19 protein-coding genes are annotated in these 13,371 nt (G+C 59.6%); 7 read left to right on the forward strand and 12 right to left on the reverse strand.

Annotated features, from left to right (window positions below):
- Positions 1-215 precede the first annotated feature (215 nt).
- Both WBM93_RS06845 and WBM93_RS06850 read left to right on the forward strand, forming a co-directional pair.
- A complete protein-coding gene (locus WBM93_RS06845; protein WP_424429960.1) occupies positions 216-653 on the forward strand; it encodes a hypothetical protein in 438 nt (145 codons plus the stop codon).
- Positions 650-1,375: an aspartate/glutamate racemase family protein gene (locus WBM93_RS06850; protein ID WP_424429963.1), complete on the forward strand. Its 726-nt coding sequence runs from the start codon at positions 650-652 to the stop codon at positions 1,373-1,375. Before WBM93_RS06845 ends, WBM93_RS06850 begins: the two co-directional genes overlap by 4 nt.
- Positions 1,376-1,609: 234 nt before the next feature.
- On the opposite strand, the gene WBM93_RS06855 is transcribed toward WBM93_RS06850, so the two are convergent.
- The 4 genes from WBM93_RS06855 to WBM93_RS06870 form a co-directional block, all read right to left on the reverse strand.
- On the reverse strand, positions 1,610-1,780 hold the full coding sequence (locus WBM93_RS06855) for a CsbD family protein (RefSeq protein ID WP_424429966.1): 171 nt from the start codon (positions 1,778-1,780) through the stop codon (positions 1,610-1,612).
- A gap of 251 nt (positions 1,781-2,031) precedes the next feature.
- A complete protein-coding gene (locus WBM93_RS06860) occupies positions 2,032-2,259 on the reverse strand; it encodes a DUF2945 domain-containing protein (protein WP_424429969.1) in 228 nt (75 codons plus the stop codon).
- 20 nt (positions 2,260-2,279) lie between these two features.
- The gene (locus WBM93_RS06865; RefSeq protein ID WP_424429972.1) at positions 2,280-2,852 is read right to left on the reverse strand and encodes a lipocalin family protein; all 573 of its coding nucleotides are present in this window, start codon (positions 2,850-2,852) and stop codon (positions 2,280-2,282) included.
- Between the two features lie 97 nt (positions 2,853-2,949).
- Entirely contained in the window at positions 2,950-3,393 is a 444-nt protein-coding gene (locus WBM93_RS06870) for a GFA family protein (protein ID WP_424429975.1), read from the reverse strand.
- Positions 3,394-3,551: 158 nt separating this feature from the next.
- Here WBM93_RS06870 and WBM93_RS06875 point away from each other — a divergent pair, with 158 nt between their 5' ends.
- Complete coding sequence (locus tag WBM93_RS06875; protein ID WP_424429978.1) at positions 3,552-4,010, forward strand: RidA family protein; 459 nt, start codon at positions 3,552-3,554, stop codon at positions 4,008-4,010.
- Between the two features lie 275 nt (positions 4,011-4,285).
- On the opposite strand, the gene WBM93_RS06880 is transcribed toward WBM93_RS06875, so the two are convergent.
- Positions 4,286-5,419, reverse strand: coding sequence for an alanine racemase (locus tag WBM93_RS06880; protein WP_424429980.1), 1,134 nt, complete (start codon positions 5,417-5,419; stop codon positions 4,286-4,288).
- A gap of 184 nt (positions 5,420-5,603) precedes the next feature.
- Complete coding sequence (locus WBM93_RS06885; protein WP_424429982.1) at positions 5,604-5,756, reverse strand: hypothetical protein; 153 nt, start codon at positions 5,754-5,756, stop codon at positions 5,604-5,606.
- 181 nt (positions 5,757-5,937) lie between these two features.
- Here WBM93_RS06885 and WBM93_RS06890 point away from each other — a divergent pair, with 181 nt between their 5' ends.
- The 4 genes from WBM93_RS06890 (at position 5,938) to WBM93_RS06905 (ending at position 7,923) form a co-directional block, all read left to right on the forward strand.
- A complete protein-coding gene (locus WBM93_RS06890; protein ID WP_424429984.1) occupies positions 5,938-6,417 on the forward strand; it encodes a hypothetical protein in 480 nt (159 codons plus the stop codon).
- A 96-nt stretch (positions 6,418-6,513) separates the two neighbouring features.
- On the forward strand, positions 6,514-6,897 hold the full coding sequence (locus WBM93_RS06895; protein WP_424429987.1) for a DUF6632 domain-containing protein: 384 nt from the start codon (positions 6,514-6,516) through the stop codon (positions 6,895-6,897).
- Between the two features lie 37 nt (positions 6,898-6,934).
- On the forward strand, positions 6,935-7,420 hold the full coding sequence (locus WBM93_RS06900; RefSeq protein WP_424429990.1) for a DUF1772 domain-containing protein: 486 nt from the start codon (positions 6,935-6,937) through the stop codon (positions 7,418-7,420).
- Positions 7,417-7,923: a GNAT family N-acetyltransferase gene (locus WBM93_RS06905; protein ID WP_424429993.1), complete on the forward strand. Its 507-nt coding sequence runs from the start codon at positions 7,417-7,419 to the stop codon at positions 7,921-7,923. The genes WBM93_RS06900 and WBM93_RS06905 overlap by 4 nt, the downstream gene beginning before the upstream one ends.
- Here WBM93_RS06905 and WBM93_RS06910 read toward each other — a convergent pair.
- The 6 genes from WBM93_RS06910 to WBM93_RS06935 all read right to left on the reverse strand — a co-directional run bounded on the left by WBM93_RS06910 (position 7,915) and on the right by WBM93_RS06935 (position 12,848).
- Positions 7,915-8,358, reverse strand: a complete 444-nt coding sequence (locus tag WBM93_RS06910; RefSeq protein ID WP_424429996.1) for a hypothetical protein — start codon at positions 8,356-8,358, stop codon at positions 7,915-7,917. The two genes, WBM93_RS06905 and WBM93_RS06910, sit on opposite strands and share 9 nt — an antisense overlap.
- A 67-nt stretch (positions 8,359-8,425) precedes the next feature.
- On the reverse strand, positions 8,426-8,674 hold the full coding sequence (locus WBM93_RS06915; protein ID WP_424429999.1) for a hypothetical protein: 249 nt from the start codon (positions 8,672-8,674) through the stop codon (positions 8,426-8,428).
- Positions 8,675-8,805: 131 nt separating this feature from the next.
- Positions 8,806-10,266, reverse strand: a complete 1,461-nt coding sequence (locus WBM93_RS06920) for a S41 family peptidase (protein WP_424430002.1) — start codon at positions 10,264-10,266, stop codon at positions 8,806-8,808.
- A 205-nt stretch (positions 10,267-10,471) separates the two neighbouring features.
- The gene (locus tag WBM93_RS06925; RefSeq protein ID WP_424430005.1) at positions 10,472-12,064 is read right to left on the reverse strand and encodes an isocitrate lyase; all 1,593 of its coding nucleotides are present in this window, start codon (positions 12,062-12,064) and stop codon (positions 10,472-10,474) included.
- 243 nt (positions 12,065-12,307) lie between these two features.
- On the reverse strand, positions 12,308-12,598 hold the full coding sequence (locus tag WBM93_RS06930; RefSeq protein ID WP_424430007.1) for a type II toxin-antitoxin system RelE/ParE family toxin: 291 nt from the start codon (positions 12,596-12,598) through the stop codon (positions 12,308-12,310).
- A complete protein-coding gene (locus WBM93_RS06935) occupies positions 12,588-12,848 on the reverse strand; it encodes a type II toxin-antitoxin system ParD family antitoxin (RefSeq protein WP_424430010.1) in 261 nt (86 codons plus the stop codon). The genes WBM93_RS06930 and WBM93_RS06935 overlap by 11 nt, the downstream gene beginning before the upstream one ends.
- Positions 12,849-13,371 lie beyond the last annotated feature (523 nt).

Genomic DNA, 13,371 nt, shown 5'->3' on the forward strand with positions numbered 1-13,371 from the left:
TCTGACCGCCCCCAATGCTGCCAGCGGCGACTCTGCGCTGCGGTTCGAAATCGGCAGTGATGGCAAGGTCGGCCAGATCCACGTCGGCACGATGCCGGTGCTCGGCTATGTCGAGGCCTGTTCCTAGGCCTGCGTCGGATTTCGCAGCCCGCCCGCTGGACGCCACGCCAAAAAAAGTTCAGGATAAAGATCATCCCATTCCGGAGATCGAACCCATGCCCCGTTTCCTTAATATGCCGCTGACCTTCATCGCCATATTGGCTGTCACCGCCTGCGCCGCCAGCGAGACGCCCGCCGCCGAGCGCGAGCCCGATCCCGAGGAAAGCGTGCTCGAAGATGAGGCGATCGTTTCCGATGACGAGGACACGGTCCGCATCCGGATCGACGGCTTTGAATGCGGCGACAATTGCTATCTCGATTTCACCGAACTGGCTCCGGCGGAGGGCGATGATCCCGCCGAAGAAAGCCAGACCGCCTTGTGCAATGTTGACGCCTGCATTCCTTGGTTCGAGGAGCAGGAAATGCTGCCGGAATTTATCGGAAGTAACGCGACTGCAACCATCGGCACCGGAGAGCAAGTTGACAATGAAGGCAATGTGATGAGCGAGGATTTCCCCAAGATCCTGTCGATCACCCTCGATCCGGTGGGTTGACCGGACATATCGGCATATTGGCGCACAGCGCCGAAGGGGCGACTTTAAGCTACCGGACGGTGTGGCGCGAAGGCGTCCGGCAGATGGGGCCGCACAACCATCCGCAAATCACCATGACCGGTATCGCGATGCATCATGCCCTGGACATGTGGGAGCAAAATGATCTGCCCGCACTCCGTCAGCTGTTTCTCGAGGATGCCCGGCGGTTGGCGGCTACGGGCGCGGATTTTTTCATCCTGCCCGACAACACCGCCCATATCGCGCTCGAACAGCCGGGAGAGGATTTCCCCATCCCCTGCCTGCATATTGCCGGGGTCGTCGCAGACCATGCGGAGGCCAGCGGCTATCGCAGGATCGGGGTGCTGGGGACCAGCTGGACGATGGAGGGGGCGGTCTATCAGGATGCTTTGACGCGGCGTGGTCTGGAGCGGGTGATCCCGGAGCCGGCCGACCGCGATTATATCCACAATGCGATATTTGCCGAACTGTGTCTCGGCGAGTTCCGCGAACCAACCCGGCAGGAATTTGTCCGCATCATCGACGATCTGCAAAGCAAGGGTTGCGATGCCGTGGCATTGGTCTGCACCGAAATTCCGCTGCTGATCACCGCAGATGTTTCCCCACTACCGATCCTCGACAGCACCAGATTGCAGGCCGCCGCCGCGGTCGCGGTTGTTCTGGGCGCGCAACCCATGCCGCAATGGCGGTGCGGGCCGGTCTGATGACATCGCGGGGGGTAAAGGTCGCTATATCGAGGCAGCATCACCGTTCGTGCTGTGCCTGTCGAAGGGCGGTTTGCGCAAAGGTGCTTCGACAGGCTCAGCACGAACGGGTCAGGGGCCCTGCCGATCCATCCCGCACCAAAAAAAAGCCGACCCGAAAGGGCCGGCTTTTCATTTGGCGCTACCCGCAGGGGGGGGGCGGGGGAGCGAGCAGCGCCGAAGGTTCAGGCGGGACTAGATATCGTCGCCGAGAGCGCCTTTGACGGCGCCTTTGGCTTGCTGGGTCTTGCCCTTGATTTCCTGCGACTTGCCTTTGGCGCGAGTCTCGGGATTGTTGCTATGCTGTTTGGCCTTGCCAACGGCTTCGTTCACATTGCCTTTAACTTTGTCTACCAGTTCACCCATATTCTTACTCCTTCTGTTGGGCCGGATTGCCGGCCCGCGGGGGATGCAGGCGACTGCGCCTGCATAGCTATTCAATGCGCCAGCCAACCAATGGTTCCCGCCGGAAACGCTATTTGTCGCTGAAATATATCGGGCTGGCGCACGGCAGCAAGAGGGCGCAGCAAATAGCCCGAGCCGCCGTGCGGCCCGGCTCGGACACGTCGTTGCCGCCGGCAGCTCCACGTTCCATGCGGGCCCGCCGTTTCGCTCTGCTAGTCCTGGGCGCGGATCTCGCTACCCAGTTTAAGCACCTCGGCACCGTCATCCTGCTCGATCAGATAGGCCGGATTGTCGGCACTGCCCTGGCGGGTGACCTTGCTGCCCTTGAGCGTGCGCTCGACCTCGCGCTCGAACCGCTCGCGGATCTGGCCCCTGGCCGTGCCTTTGCCCCAGTCCCATTCGACATATTGCCGGGTTTGAAAGCTGTTTTCATTCGCCATGGTCTGCTCCTTTCCTTGCGTTATCTACGCGCCACTGCGGGTCGGGCAGCATCGCTCTGGTCGGTAACCCGCACAAGGCTCCAGTCATAGCCGAGTTCCTTCACCCGCGCCTCGATCAGCGCCCGCGTTGCGGTATCGGGCTGCGCCTGCCGCGTGAGCATCCACAAATAGCGCCCGCTGGGTTCGCCAACGATCGCCCAGCCATAATCATCCGCGCGGTCGAGTATCCAATAGTCACCATAAAACGGTCCAAAGAACGATACTTTCAGCTTTGCGTTGCGGCTGCCTTCGACGACTTTCGCCTTGCCGTCCGCGGTGCTGGTCTCGCCGTCTTTGGTGCAGCTGTTGACGACTTTGATCTTTCCGTCCTCGCGTAGCGAATAATCGGCGGTCACGCCCTCGCAACCTCTCTGGAACGGTGCTTCATAGCGGGCCATTTCAAACCATTTGCCGAGATAGCGGTCCAGCTCTACCGCCTTGGCGGGCTGCGGCACCGCTGCATTGCCGACGGGCCCGGGCTTGCCGGCACAGGCGCCAAGCAAGGCAATCGGTACTATACAAAGTGCCAGCCGCTGTCTGGTCGATAATTTCATCTGATAGTCTCCCTCGTGTGAAGACTATATAGGCTGGACCGGACCCGTTACGAATATGGCTCTTGGTGCATGTCCCGCCCCGCCGGACCCGCTGCCGCTATTCCTGCTGGCCGCCCTCGATCATCGCGAACAGCTCTTCGCCGGTCATATTGTCGGTATCCTCGGCAAAGCTGTAATAAGCTGGTTTCTCGTCGATAAACACCTGGGTCTTGAAGGTCAGGCTGTCATTATCGGCATCATCGAATATCCCGGCGCAGACCATATGCTCGCCGGTCCCTTTCAGCCGGTAGAAGAGATTGGTGCCGCAAGCCGAGCAAAAGGCCCTCTCCGCCCAGTCGGAACTATTATAGACGGATATTTTCTCCGCCCCCTTGATCAGCACATCGGTCCCGCAATCAATCTCCAGAAACGGCCCGCCACCCCAGCGCCGGCACATCCGGCAATGACAGGCCCCGACATGATTGGCGGCCTGTTTCGCAGTGATTTTGACCGCGCCGCACAGGCAGTGGCCCTCGCGCCTCGATGTTGAATTGTCCGTCATGATATTGCCTCCTGCCGTGGTGGATATGTTGCTCTGGTGACCAGCGATATCAAAATTCGCCCGTATTTGCATGGCGAAATATTGCTTTTGCCCGGTGCAATATTACAGTGGCGGAAAAGGGCCTGACCTGAACGGGCCCTGTCAAACAGGAGAGCCCCATGCGCATCGCCACCCTTGTCTCGACAACCCTAGCCATCGCCTTGTGCGCCGCCGTGCCGCTGCAGGCCAAACAGTCGATCATGCCCGAAGACCCCGGCGCGCTGGAATTCCAGAATGCGGTCGGTTTCGCCGATGCGGTGATCGCCGGCGACACTATCTATCTCGCGGGCGTGGTCGCCGCCCCCGCTCCGGGAGAGACCGACCTGAAACCCGCCTTTGCCCGCGCCTTCGAACGGATCGGCCACACGCTGGAACGCGCCGGAGCAAGCTGGGACGATGTCGTCGACCTGACCACCTTCCACACCGATCTCCCTGGCCAGATCAACGATTTCGCCGAGGTCAAGAACCGCTATATCAAGGCCCCGTTCCCGGCCTGGACCGCGATCGGCATCAGCACCCTCTACGAGCCGACCGCGGTGGTGGAGATCAAGGTGGTGGCGAGGGTGCAGGGGGAGTGACGGACTATTGGGGGTGGATTGTGCGCTCGTACCACAATTGAACTTGCATAACTTCGTCACCCTGAACTTGTTTCAGGGTCCACTTATCGTACCGCGCAGGCCGGTGACGGGGCGCAATGGATGCTGAGCCGGAGGCCAGTGCAGCTAAACAATTTGAACATGACGAATGTAAATGAGCGCACTGTCACCTTTATAATCGTTACAATTACGACCTACAGAAACTGTGCACTTTTACTCTCCCGCCGCCATCCTCCCGCTACCGAAAAACCATCCCATCACCAACCGTTAATCCGCTCCCATCGCGTCAGAATTTCCGAACCGCTATCGACGACCAGATATTCGCCATATTGTGCGGCGGTGGCGCAGGCGTGGTTGGGCAGGATGCGCAGGCGCATGCCGATCGGAAAGCCCGAGATGTCGAGCGGTTTGCCCTCGTGGGCGGTCAATATGCCATGTTCCTGATTGGCGCCGTTGACGACAACGTCGCCCAGAAGCCTGCCATATTCATCGGCGACCAGTCCATAGCCCTGATCGATCCCGTGACCGCTGGTACCCCGGTCGCGTGACATTGCCATCCATCCGGCGTCGGTGATCACCCATCCTTTCGCTGGCTGATGACCAATGACGGTCGCGAGGACGCTCAGGGCGATGTCTTCCGGCGCGCATACGCCAAGACCCGCCATCACCAGATCACGGGACATGAAAACACCGGCCCGCACCTCGGTCACCCCGTCGAGATTCTTGGAAAAAAGCGCGGTCGGGGTCGATCCGATCGACACGACCGGACAAGCCATGCCGGCCTCGCGCAGCATCTCGGCGCTGCCGAGGGTCAGGGACCGTTCCTGGGCCGCCAGTTTCTCGATACAGGCCGTCGTGCGGCAATCATAGGAGGCGCCGGCATGGGTCATGACCCCGCGAAGCAGGGTATAGGCGCCGTCTTCCAATAGTCGTCCGATGGCGACCAGGGCGCCGCTTTGCGGTTCGACTCCCGAGCGATGGCCGTCGCTGTCGATTTCGATCAGCACCGGCACCATGGTCTCGGCCGCCGCCGCCCTGGCGACCACCATGGCGGCGCTCGCCAGATTGTCGAGGATGATGGTCAGATCAACGTCCTTGCGTCGGAGCGCCACCACATGATCCATCTTGTTTTCGGCGATGCCGACCGCATAGAGAATGTCGCGAGCGCCATGACCGGCGAAGTAATCGGCCTCCTTCAGCGTCGAGACGGTTATCGGGTGGGAAAGGTCACCCAGCACATGGCGGGCAAGATCGACCGACTTGGTGGTCTTGAGATGCGGACGCAGCCTGCTACCCAGCCTCTCGACATGGGCTTTCATCCGCGCCGTGTTGGCATCCAGTTTGGTAACGTCGAGCAGCAGTTGCGGAGTTTCCAGCGCGGCAAAGGGCATGACGGTCTTTTTCCTTTTTTTCAGCGTGGCGGGGGACAAGTCCTGACTATAGCCAATCCGCTTCTATCGGAATTACAATAACGTTGCACTAGTTCTTGCGTGTAACCCTCTGTTCGGCGAGCTCGCTCCGACAACCCCAACGCCCGCGCAATCATCCCATCCCCAAAATAAGCCCGCTCGCGAATTATCCGGTCCGTCCCCGGCGCAAATTCAAAACTCGCCACCATCCGCACGCGAGGGCTTTGTCGGTCGGCTCGATCACCCGCTCGCCGATGGTCAGCGGGCCGAGATGGGTGCCGGCGAGCCAGAATTCGACCAGCACGACATCCGCGCCCACTCGTCATCCTGAACTTGTTTCAGGACCCAGAGCGTCTGGCCGCTGTCCTTGGTGATTGCCGCTCTGGATGCTGAGCCGCAGGCCACCGAAGGTAATCGAGTTCAGCATGACGAAATGCGCTTTCTTCAACCCCACCAAAAAACCCTTTCCTACACACGCCCGAACATGCCTTAATCCCCCCATGCCCAACAACCGCCCTGACCCCCGCAGCCGCGCGGTCCAGCAGCGCCGCATCTCGCGCATCCCCGCCTTCACCCCGGTCCCGTTGCGCCCGCGCGCCGATGGCTGGGTACCGGTCAAACAGGCGGAATTTCTCGGCCATCTCGCCGAAACCCGCTGCATCAAGAAAGCGGCGGAGCGGGTCGGGATGAGCCGCGAGAGCGCCTACCGGCTGCGCCGCAAGCCGGGGGCAGGGGAATTTGTCGCCGCATGGGATGCGATTCTGGGTGCGCCGGCAACGCCCCGGCCAAAGGTCACACTAGAGGGGCTGTTCCAGCGAATAAGACAGGGTCGCTACCGTCCGGTCTTGCGCGGCGGGCTTTATGTCGGGACGATCAGAAAACCCGACAATCGCGCGCTTTTATCGGCGCTGGCGCGGCTCGACCGGATCGTTCCACCGGAGGATGATGCGGGCGCGGGGCCGGAAGGTCACGGAAAATAAAAATTGCGGTCTGTGTAAAGATTGCCGGTCATTTGCCATTGCGACGAAAGGCGCTTAGTCATTGCCCGTCTCGCGGGTCGCTACGGGAGAGAAATCATGATTGGACGCTATAGCTTTTTGCAGGTCGCACTGGTTTTGTTCGGCGCGATATTCTGCCTCGTCTATCCGTTGGCGCTGGTCTGGCCGTCGGGCTGGATGTGGCATGAAGGACCGCCGGTCGCCTCCAACTATTATATGATGATCGTCGGCGTCTACGCGACATTGGGCCTGTTCCTGATCCGCGCCGCCGCCAATCCCGAAGCGCATCGTTCGCTGATCTGGTTCACGATCTGGTCGAGCATTGTCCATGCCGGGATCATGGCGGTCCAGTCGATGCAGAACCCGGACCATATGGGCCATATGCTGGGCGACGTTCCGGCATTGGTGCTGGTCGCGGTAGTACTCGGCCTGCTGGTGCCAAAAGCTGGCACCGACGGCTAGGCCGATCTTTTAAGGGGCTAACAGTCAGGGAGACTTGGTGTTGCAGGAGATAATAAACGTAACGCTCTGGTTTGCCGCCCTGTCGGCCGGTCTGATGGCGGGCATCTATTTTGCCTTCTCGGTGTTCGTCGTCCAGGCGCTGGATACGGCAGGGCGAGAGGTCGGCATGACGGCGATGCAGTCGATCAACAGGACCATCGTCAAATCGCTGTTCCTGCCGCTGTTCTTCGCCAGCAGTCTCGCCTGCCTGTTTCTCGCCGTTCGGGGCGTCGTGACATGGGGCACGCCTGGCGCGTGGCAGATGGTCGGCGGCAGCGCGCTTTATCTGCTCGGCATGCTGCTGGTCACGATCATCGGCAATGTCCCGCTCAACAACGCGCTCGAGGCAAGCGATGTACACGGGCCAGAGGGGGAGGCAATGTGGCGCCGCTACCGGCAACGATGGCTGCCGTGGAACCACGTCCGCACGCTCAGTTGCACAGGATCTCTGGCGCTGCTGGTCGGAGCGATTGCCGCGCGATGAACCTGATCATCCGCCCCGAGATGCCTGCCGATCATATCGCCATCCACGCGGTTACGAAGCGCGCCTTCGCGCCGATGCCGTTCGCGGACGGCGACGAGCAGGATCTGATCGACCGGTTCCGCAAGGCCGGGGCACTGGAGATTTCTCTGGTCGCGGAACGGGACAGTGCTGTAGTCGGGCAGGTGACCTTTACCGAAGCGTTCGCGGAGGATGGTTCGCGCGGATGGTATGCGCTCGGCCCGGTTGCGGTGGAGCCGGCGCTGCAGAAACAGCAGATCGGCAGCCAGCTGATCGAGGAGGGCCTTGCCAGGCTGCGCCAACGCGATGCGGCGGGATGCGTGCTGGTCGGGGATCCTGCTTATTATCAGCGCTTCGGCTTCAGAGCATTTCCAGACCTATGTCCCGCAGGCGAGCCGGCCGAATATTACCAGATATTGCCGCTTGCGGTCGCGGCGCCGGACAGCGTTGTCGCCTTCCATCCCTTGTTCCACGGGTCAGGATGAAACATCGGGGCGCTCGGGCACTTCCTCGTTCCGTTCCACCGCCGCGACTTTGGCGACCAGCCCGTCCGCCTGCCGCTGCCACGCATCGCTGGCACCGGCGGGCCAGTCCGCTCCGGCCCGGCTTGCCATGGTCTTGATGACCAATGCAAACCAGGCGGCATAATCCTGCGGGGTAAAGTCGGCATAATTGTGGTGCAGGTCGATGAAATTGGCCACCGCATGATCGACCCACCATTCGCCCGCTGCAAGGCCAAGCATGGCTTCCAGTGTCTCCCGGGTCATCCGCTCGCGCGCCGCTGCGGGATTGAGAAAGACCGGCGCATAATGGGGGTGGTCCGCGATGAACCGTTCGAACAGTTCGGCGGCTATCCCGTCATAGCGTTCGTCCAGCGCCACCAGGCTGGCCTCCATCAGAAGATGATCGGCTGTGTCCATGGGGACAGCATAGCCATGCCTGGGGTGTCATTGTCAAACCCCCGGTGATCGAGGTAAGGCACCTAGCCTATTCCATCGGCATGATGTTGCGAAAGAATTTGCGTAATTCGTCCTCGAGAAAATCGCTGCTATCGGCTTTTGTGGACGGCTTGCGGGCTGCTTCCCGCACCGATTGGACGGCGGGCAGCAGCATGCCGACCTGGCTCTGATCGGCACCGGCGGTCAGATTATTGCCGGTTTCGGCCTGCGCACCGGCAGCAGAAAGGCCGAGGGCCAAAACGAGCGATGCAGTAGCGATAGTCTTGAAAATGATCATGGTCTGTCTCCTCTATGTTTGATGGAGCCATGATGGCCAGCATCGGCGACTTGAACGGTGATTAGCCGCACAAGTGGTCGAAAACATAGATAACTAGCTGAAAAATTGCCGTAAAAAATTCGTTTGTGACGTCAGAAAGAACCGGGAACCTCGCGCTGGGCGGGGGTTGGCCGGGCTGGCATCAGCAGCTCGCGGGGCAGCGACAGCGGCTCGCGTTGCCCGGCGGTCGCCCCGCCCGCCGCGCTGCTGATCGGGGTACAGGCGGCTCCGGAAAGAAAGCCGAGTGCGCGCGCCGTTGACGCTTCGCCGGGATCGCCGAGCGGCAGGGTGATATCGTCCGCCGCCTGGCAGCTGTTGGCAACCGAACCGGCCAGGCCGCTAAAATAATTGGCATTGCCGTCGGCATTCTCGGTGGCAAACGCGACGATCCGGATGCGGTCATCACAGGCCTCGCGGTCGAGCCCCACCTGACCCACCGGCTTGCCGAACGTGTTGCTGCCGATCAGCGCCATATTCGGATCGAGATAGGGGATCATCGCGTTGATCACCAGCTCGCTGGCCGAGGCCGACCCCCCGGTGGTGATGAAGGCGATCCGTGTCGGCGCGACCGACTGTGGCTGGGTCTGGAAGTTGCGGGTCTGGTTGTTCGACGATTTGCTGGGCCGGAAGCGGGTGACCGACTGGACCTCATTGGCAAAGCGGTTGCGACCGAGCAGGTCGGCGAATAGTTCGGCGGTGCGCACAAGTCCGCCACCATTGTATCGCAGGTCGATCACCAGATCGGTCACGCCCTCGTTGCGGAATTGCAGAAACGCCGCGCGCAATTGCGGTTCGGCACTGTCAATGAAGGTCCGCAGATTGACATAGCCGGTCTTGGTGCCGCCATTGTCGAGTATCTGGACACCATAGCGCGGAGAGACCGGCTGGATGGAAAAGTCGGCCTTGCTGACCGTGGTGGTGGTCTCGCTGCCGGCAGCGTTGCGAAAACGCAATACGCGACTGGTTCCTGCGGTCGAGGGGCCTAGCGCGTTGCTCACCGCAGCTGCGCCGCCTTGCGCAAACAGCGAGGCTACGGTCTGTAGATTGGCGCTGGTCGTCCCGATCGCCAGTATCTCGCCACCTCGGTCGAGCCCGGCCGCAAGGGCAGGGGCGCCTTCGAAGGCGTCGAGAATGAACACCCGCGAAGCGGCGCTGTCATAGCTCAGACGGATACCAAAGCCCGCCGTCGCGCCGGAGTTCAGAAAGGCATTTTCTTCGGCAATAGAGGTGATGTAGGTGAAAAACCGGTCGCGACCTTGTCCGCGTGCGGTTGCGGTCAACGCATCGACATAATCCTGCACCGAGGCATAAGGCGCCGGGCTCAGGCTGGCGGGAAGGGTTTCGGGGAAGAGATACCATTCGTTGATCTGATCAAAGGCCCAGTTCTGACGGTTTTGGAGCGAACAGGTTGTGCCTCCGGGCGAAGGCGCCGGGGTTGCCCCGCCACCACCGGGCGGCAGGCTGACGACATTGTTGTTGCTGCCGCCACCACCGCCACAGGCCGAGAGCAGCGCCGCCAGAGCCAATATCGAACCGGATTTCCGTAATGTCATGCTGCCCCCAAATACTCAACTGGAAGAACGATAGGTCCGATAGCCTTAACCCAATATGATCGACCCTGATAGCGTTCCGGGCATTTGTCCATACAGAAAAAATCCGCCGACATTGCTGCCGACGGATAGTTTTTTCCTCCCCAGGAAAACTGTTTGGATCGGGTGCCCCGCAAGGGGGATTGGGGGCACCCTAACTTTGCGTTACTTACCCGAACTGGTTCATTGTATTGTGAGCACCGCCGGCCTTGAGCGCTGCATCACCGGCGAAATATTCCTTGTGGTCATCGCCGATGTCACTGCCCGACATATTCTGGTGCCGCACGCAGGCAATGCCTTCGCGGATTTCCTTGCGCTGTACGCCGAGGACGTAACCCAGCATGCCGGCGTCGCCGAAATATTCCTTGGCCAGATTGTCGGTCGACAAAGCAGCGGTGTGATAGGTCGGCAGCGTGATCAGATGATGGAAAATGCCAGCACGTTTCGATCCATCCGCCTGGAAGGTACGGATGCGCTTGTCAGCCGCTTCTCCCAGTTCGGTGTCATCATATTTCGCATCCATCAGATCGTCACGATCATATTCCGCAACATCGAGACCTTCCGAGGCCATCGCGTCATAGACCTGCTGACGGAAGTTCAGCGTCCAGTTGAACGAAGGCGAGTTGTTGTAGACCAGCTTCGCATTGGGAACGACTTCACGCACCCGGTCCATCATCCCGGCAATCTGCTCGACATGAGGTTTTTCGGTTTCGATCCAGAGCAGATCAGCACCGTTTTGCAGCGATGTGATGCTGTCAAGGACGCAGCGGTCTTCGCCGGTGCCCGCTTTGAACTGGAACAGGTTGGAAGGAAGGCGTTTCGGACGCATCAGCTTGCCGTCGCGGTTGATGATGACATCGCCGTTTTTCGCGGTCGCCGGATCAATTTCTTCGCAATCGAGGAAGCTGTTATACTGGTCGCCGAGATCGCCGGGTTCATTGGAAACCGCAATCTGCTTGGTCAGGCCGGCGCCGAGCGAGTCGGTGCGGGTAACGATGATGCCATCGGTTACGCCGAGTTCGAGGAAGGCATAGCGGCAGGCTCGGATTTTCGCGATGAAATCTTCATGCGGCACGGTGACCTTGCCGTCCTGGTGACCGCACTGCTTTTCGTCGGATACCTGGTTCTCGATCTGCAAGGCGCAGGCGCCCGCTTCGATCATTTTCTTGGCCAGCAAATAGGTCGCTTCCGCATTACCGAAACCGGCATCAATATCGGCGATGATCGGAACAACATGGGTCTGGAAATTCTCGATCTTGTCCATGGCTGCTTTTTCTGCCGCACTGTCACCGGCGTCGCGCGCCGCATCAACGTCGCGGAACAACAGGTTCAACTCGCGGGAGTCGGCCTGGCGCAGGAAGGTATAAAGTTCTTCGATCAGTGCCGGCACCGAGGTTTTCTCGTGCATCGACTGATCTGGCAAAGGACCGAATTCGCTGCGCAAAGCGGCAACCATCCAGCCGGACAGATAGAGATAGCGGCGTTTGGTATCGCCAAAATGCTTCTTGATCGAAATCATCTTCTGCTGCGCGATAAACCCGTGCCAGCAACCCAGCGACTGGGTATATTTGGAACTGTCCGCGTCATAGGCCGCCATATCCTCACGCATGATTGCGGCGGTATATTTGGCAATGTCGAGACCGGTCTTGAACCGGTTCTGCAACTGCATGCGGGCAACGGACTCGGCGTCAATGCCGCTCCATGCGCCCTTCTGGCTGCTGATTAGGCTGTCGGCGGAGTTTTTAAAATCTTGGTAGGACATAAGCGAATTCCTTAAACTGGGGAGGCGGTTATCATTATGCTGTCAAAATATTTGCAGCGTCTGTAATGATGTTTGGCCGAGTTTAGCGGAATGTGCCAGAGGTTGTTGTCAATTTTTGAGTCGGAATGTCGGAGAAATTGGGATTTGTTTTGTTAATTTGTAAATTAATTTACGAAAACTCGCGACGACCGTGAGGAGGTGTGTCACTCTTGTGGCTAATAGGCTGCTGTGCAACCCACCACCTCACTCCAACCACCGCTCCGCATCCATGGATGTATGCAGCACGCGCAGCACCGTGATAAGATCATCTTCAAGCTGATAATAAATCCGGTGGTTGCGACAGGACAAAGACCGGCACTCCGGTTGCGGACTCAAATGGACCGGTCCCGCCTGTGGATGCTGGCGCAGCAGATCGAACGCGTGATCAAGATCGCGCAAATAGCGGACCGCTGCATCCCAGCCAAAATTCTCGATACCATAGTCCAATATTGCCGTCAGATCCGCATCAGCGGCACCGCTCAGCTCAAGCCGCATCTTTGCGTTTTGCGTTGGCTTCCTTTTTGATATGCTTTTTCGCGTCGGCGATAATGTCTTCGACGCTGCGATCGCTAATCCCCGATGCGCGGCCCTCTTCGATCGCGGCGTGGAGCCGGTCGCGCTTGATCTCATATTCCTGGTCGCGGCGGACCAGATCGCGGATATAGTCGCTGCTGCTGGCGTAGCTGCCTTCGCTCACGCGGGATTCGACGTAGCTTTTGAGCTTTGCGGGGAGGGAGATGTTCATCTGGGCCATGGCAGGGTTTATACAGAATTGCGCTAGGATTGGCAAGATGGTGGGTTGTGTGGGCAGGTGATGCGTTCGTCACCCCGGACTTGATCCGGGGCCCAGAGCGCCCTCTAGCAATTTATGTGTTTGCTGCTCTGGATGCTGAACCAAGTTCAGCATGACGACGAGAGGCATTCGATAAACCCCTCCTTTTTAAAGGAGGGGAAAGGGGTGGTTTATGAGGAAAATGGCTCGATGCCATTTTCTGAATTTAGCAAATGAGGACAGGCCCCACCCCAACCCAGTCTCAGGTAAACAGTTCCCCGAACTGTTTAGATCATGCCGGGGGCATGATCGACCTGATACTTCTGAAGGAGAGGGGCTTAAGGACCACGATTCCAACACCCCTTTCCAACAACCAACCAAATAGGTTATTCTGTCTCCCATGACAGACAAAAAATCTCTCCAAACCCCCTCCACCCCCGACGACACGGACGTCGACTCCTCCGAACCAGACGCCTCCAATCTGGACCGGCACGGC

This window comes from Parasphingorhabdus sp. (assembly GCF_049667325.1).
Lineage (GTDB): Bacteria > Pseudomonadota > Alphaproteobacteria > Sphingomonadales > Sphingomonadaceae > Parasphingorhabdus.

Excerpts from the sequence above, each read along its gene's own strand:
- WBM93_RS06845 (WP_424429960.1), top strand. The coding sequence starts at position 216 with ATGCCCCGTTTCCTTAATATGCCGCTGACCTTCATCGCCATATTGGCT.
- WBM93_RS06855 (WP_424429966.1), bottom strand. The coding sequence starts at position 1,780 with ATGGGTGAACTGGTAGACAAAGTTAAAGGCAATGTGAACGAAGCCGTT.
- WBM93_RS06860 (WP_424429969.1), bottom strand. The coding sequence starts at position 2,259 with ATGGCGAATGAAAACAGCTTTCAAACCCGGCAATATGTCGAATGGGAC.
- WBM93_RS06865 (WP_424429972.1), bottom strand. The coding sequence starts at position 2,852 with ATGAAATTATCGACCAGACAGCGGCTGGCACTTTGTATAGTACCGATT.
- WBM93_RS06870 (WP_424429975.1), bottom strand. The coding sequence starts at position 3,393 with ATGACGGACAATTCAACATCGAGGCGCGAGGGCCACTGCCTGTGCGGC.
- WBM93_RS06875 (WP_424429978.1), top strand. The coding sequence starts at position 3,552 with ATGCGCATCGCCACCCTTGTCTCGACAACCCTAGCCATCGCCTTGTGC.
- WBM93_RS06880 (WP_424429980.1), bottom strand. The coding sequence starts at position 5,419 with ATGCCCTTTGCCGCGCTGGAAACTCCGCAACTGCTGCTCGACGTTACC.
- WBM93_RS06890 (WP_424429984.1), top strand. The coding sequence starts at position 5,938 with ATGCCCAACAACCGCCCTGACCCCCGCAGCCGCGCGGTCCAGCAGCGC.
- WBM93_RS06895 (WP_424429987.1), top strand. The coding sequence starts at position 6,514 with ATGATTGGACGCTATAGCTTTTTGCAGGTCGCACTGGTTTTGTTCGGC.
- WBM93_RS06905 (WP_424429993.1), top strand. The coding sequence starts at position 7,417 with ATGAACCTGATCATCCGCCCCGAGATGCCTGCCGATCATATCGCCATC.
- WBM93_RS06910 (WP_424429996.1), bottom strand. The coding sequence starts at position 8,358 with ATGGACACAGCCGATCATCTTCTGATGGAGGCCAGCCTGGTGGCGCTG.
- WBM93_RS06915 (WP_424429999.1), bottom strand. The coding sequence starts at position 8,674 with ATGATCATTTTCAAGACTATCGCTACTGCATCGCTCGTTTTGGCCCTC.
- WBM93_RS06920 (WP_424430002.1), bottom strand. The coding sequence starts at position 10,266 with ATGACATTACGGAAATCCGGTTCGATATTGGCTCTGGCGGCGCTGCTC.
- WBM93_RS06925 (WP_424430005.1), bottom strand. The coding sequence starts at position 12,064 with ATGTCCTACCAAGATTTTAAAAACTCCGCCGACAGCCTAATCAGCAGC.
- WBM93_RS06930 (WP_424430007.1), bottom strand. The coding sequence starts at position 12,598 with ATGCGGCTTGAGCTGAGCGGTGCCGCTGATGCGGATCTGACGGCAATA.
- WBM93_RS06935 (WP_424430010.1), bottom strand. The coding sequence starts at position 12,848 with ATGAACATCTCCCTCCCCGCAAAGCTCAAAAGCTACGTCGAATCCCGC.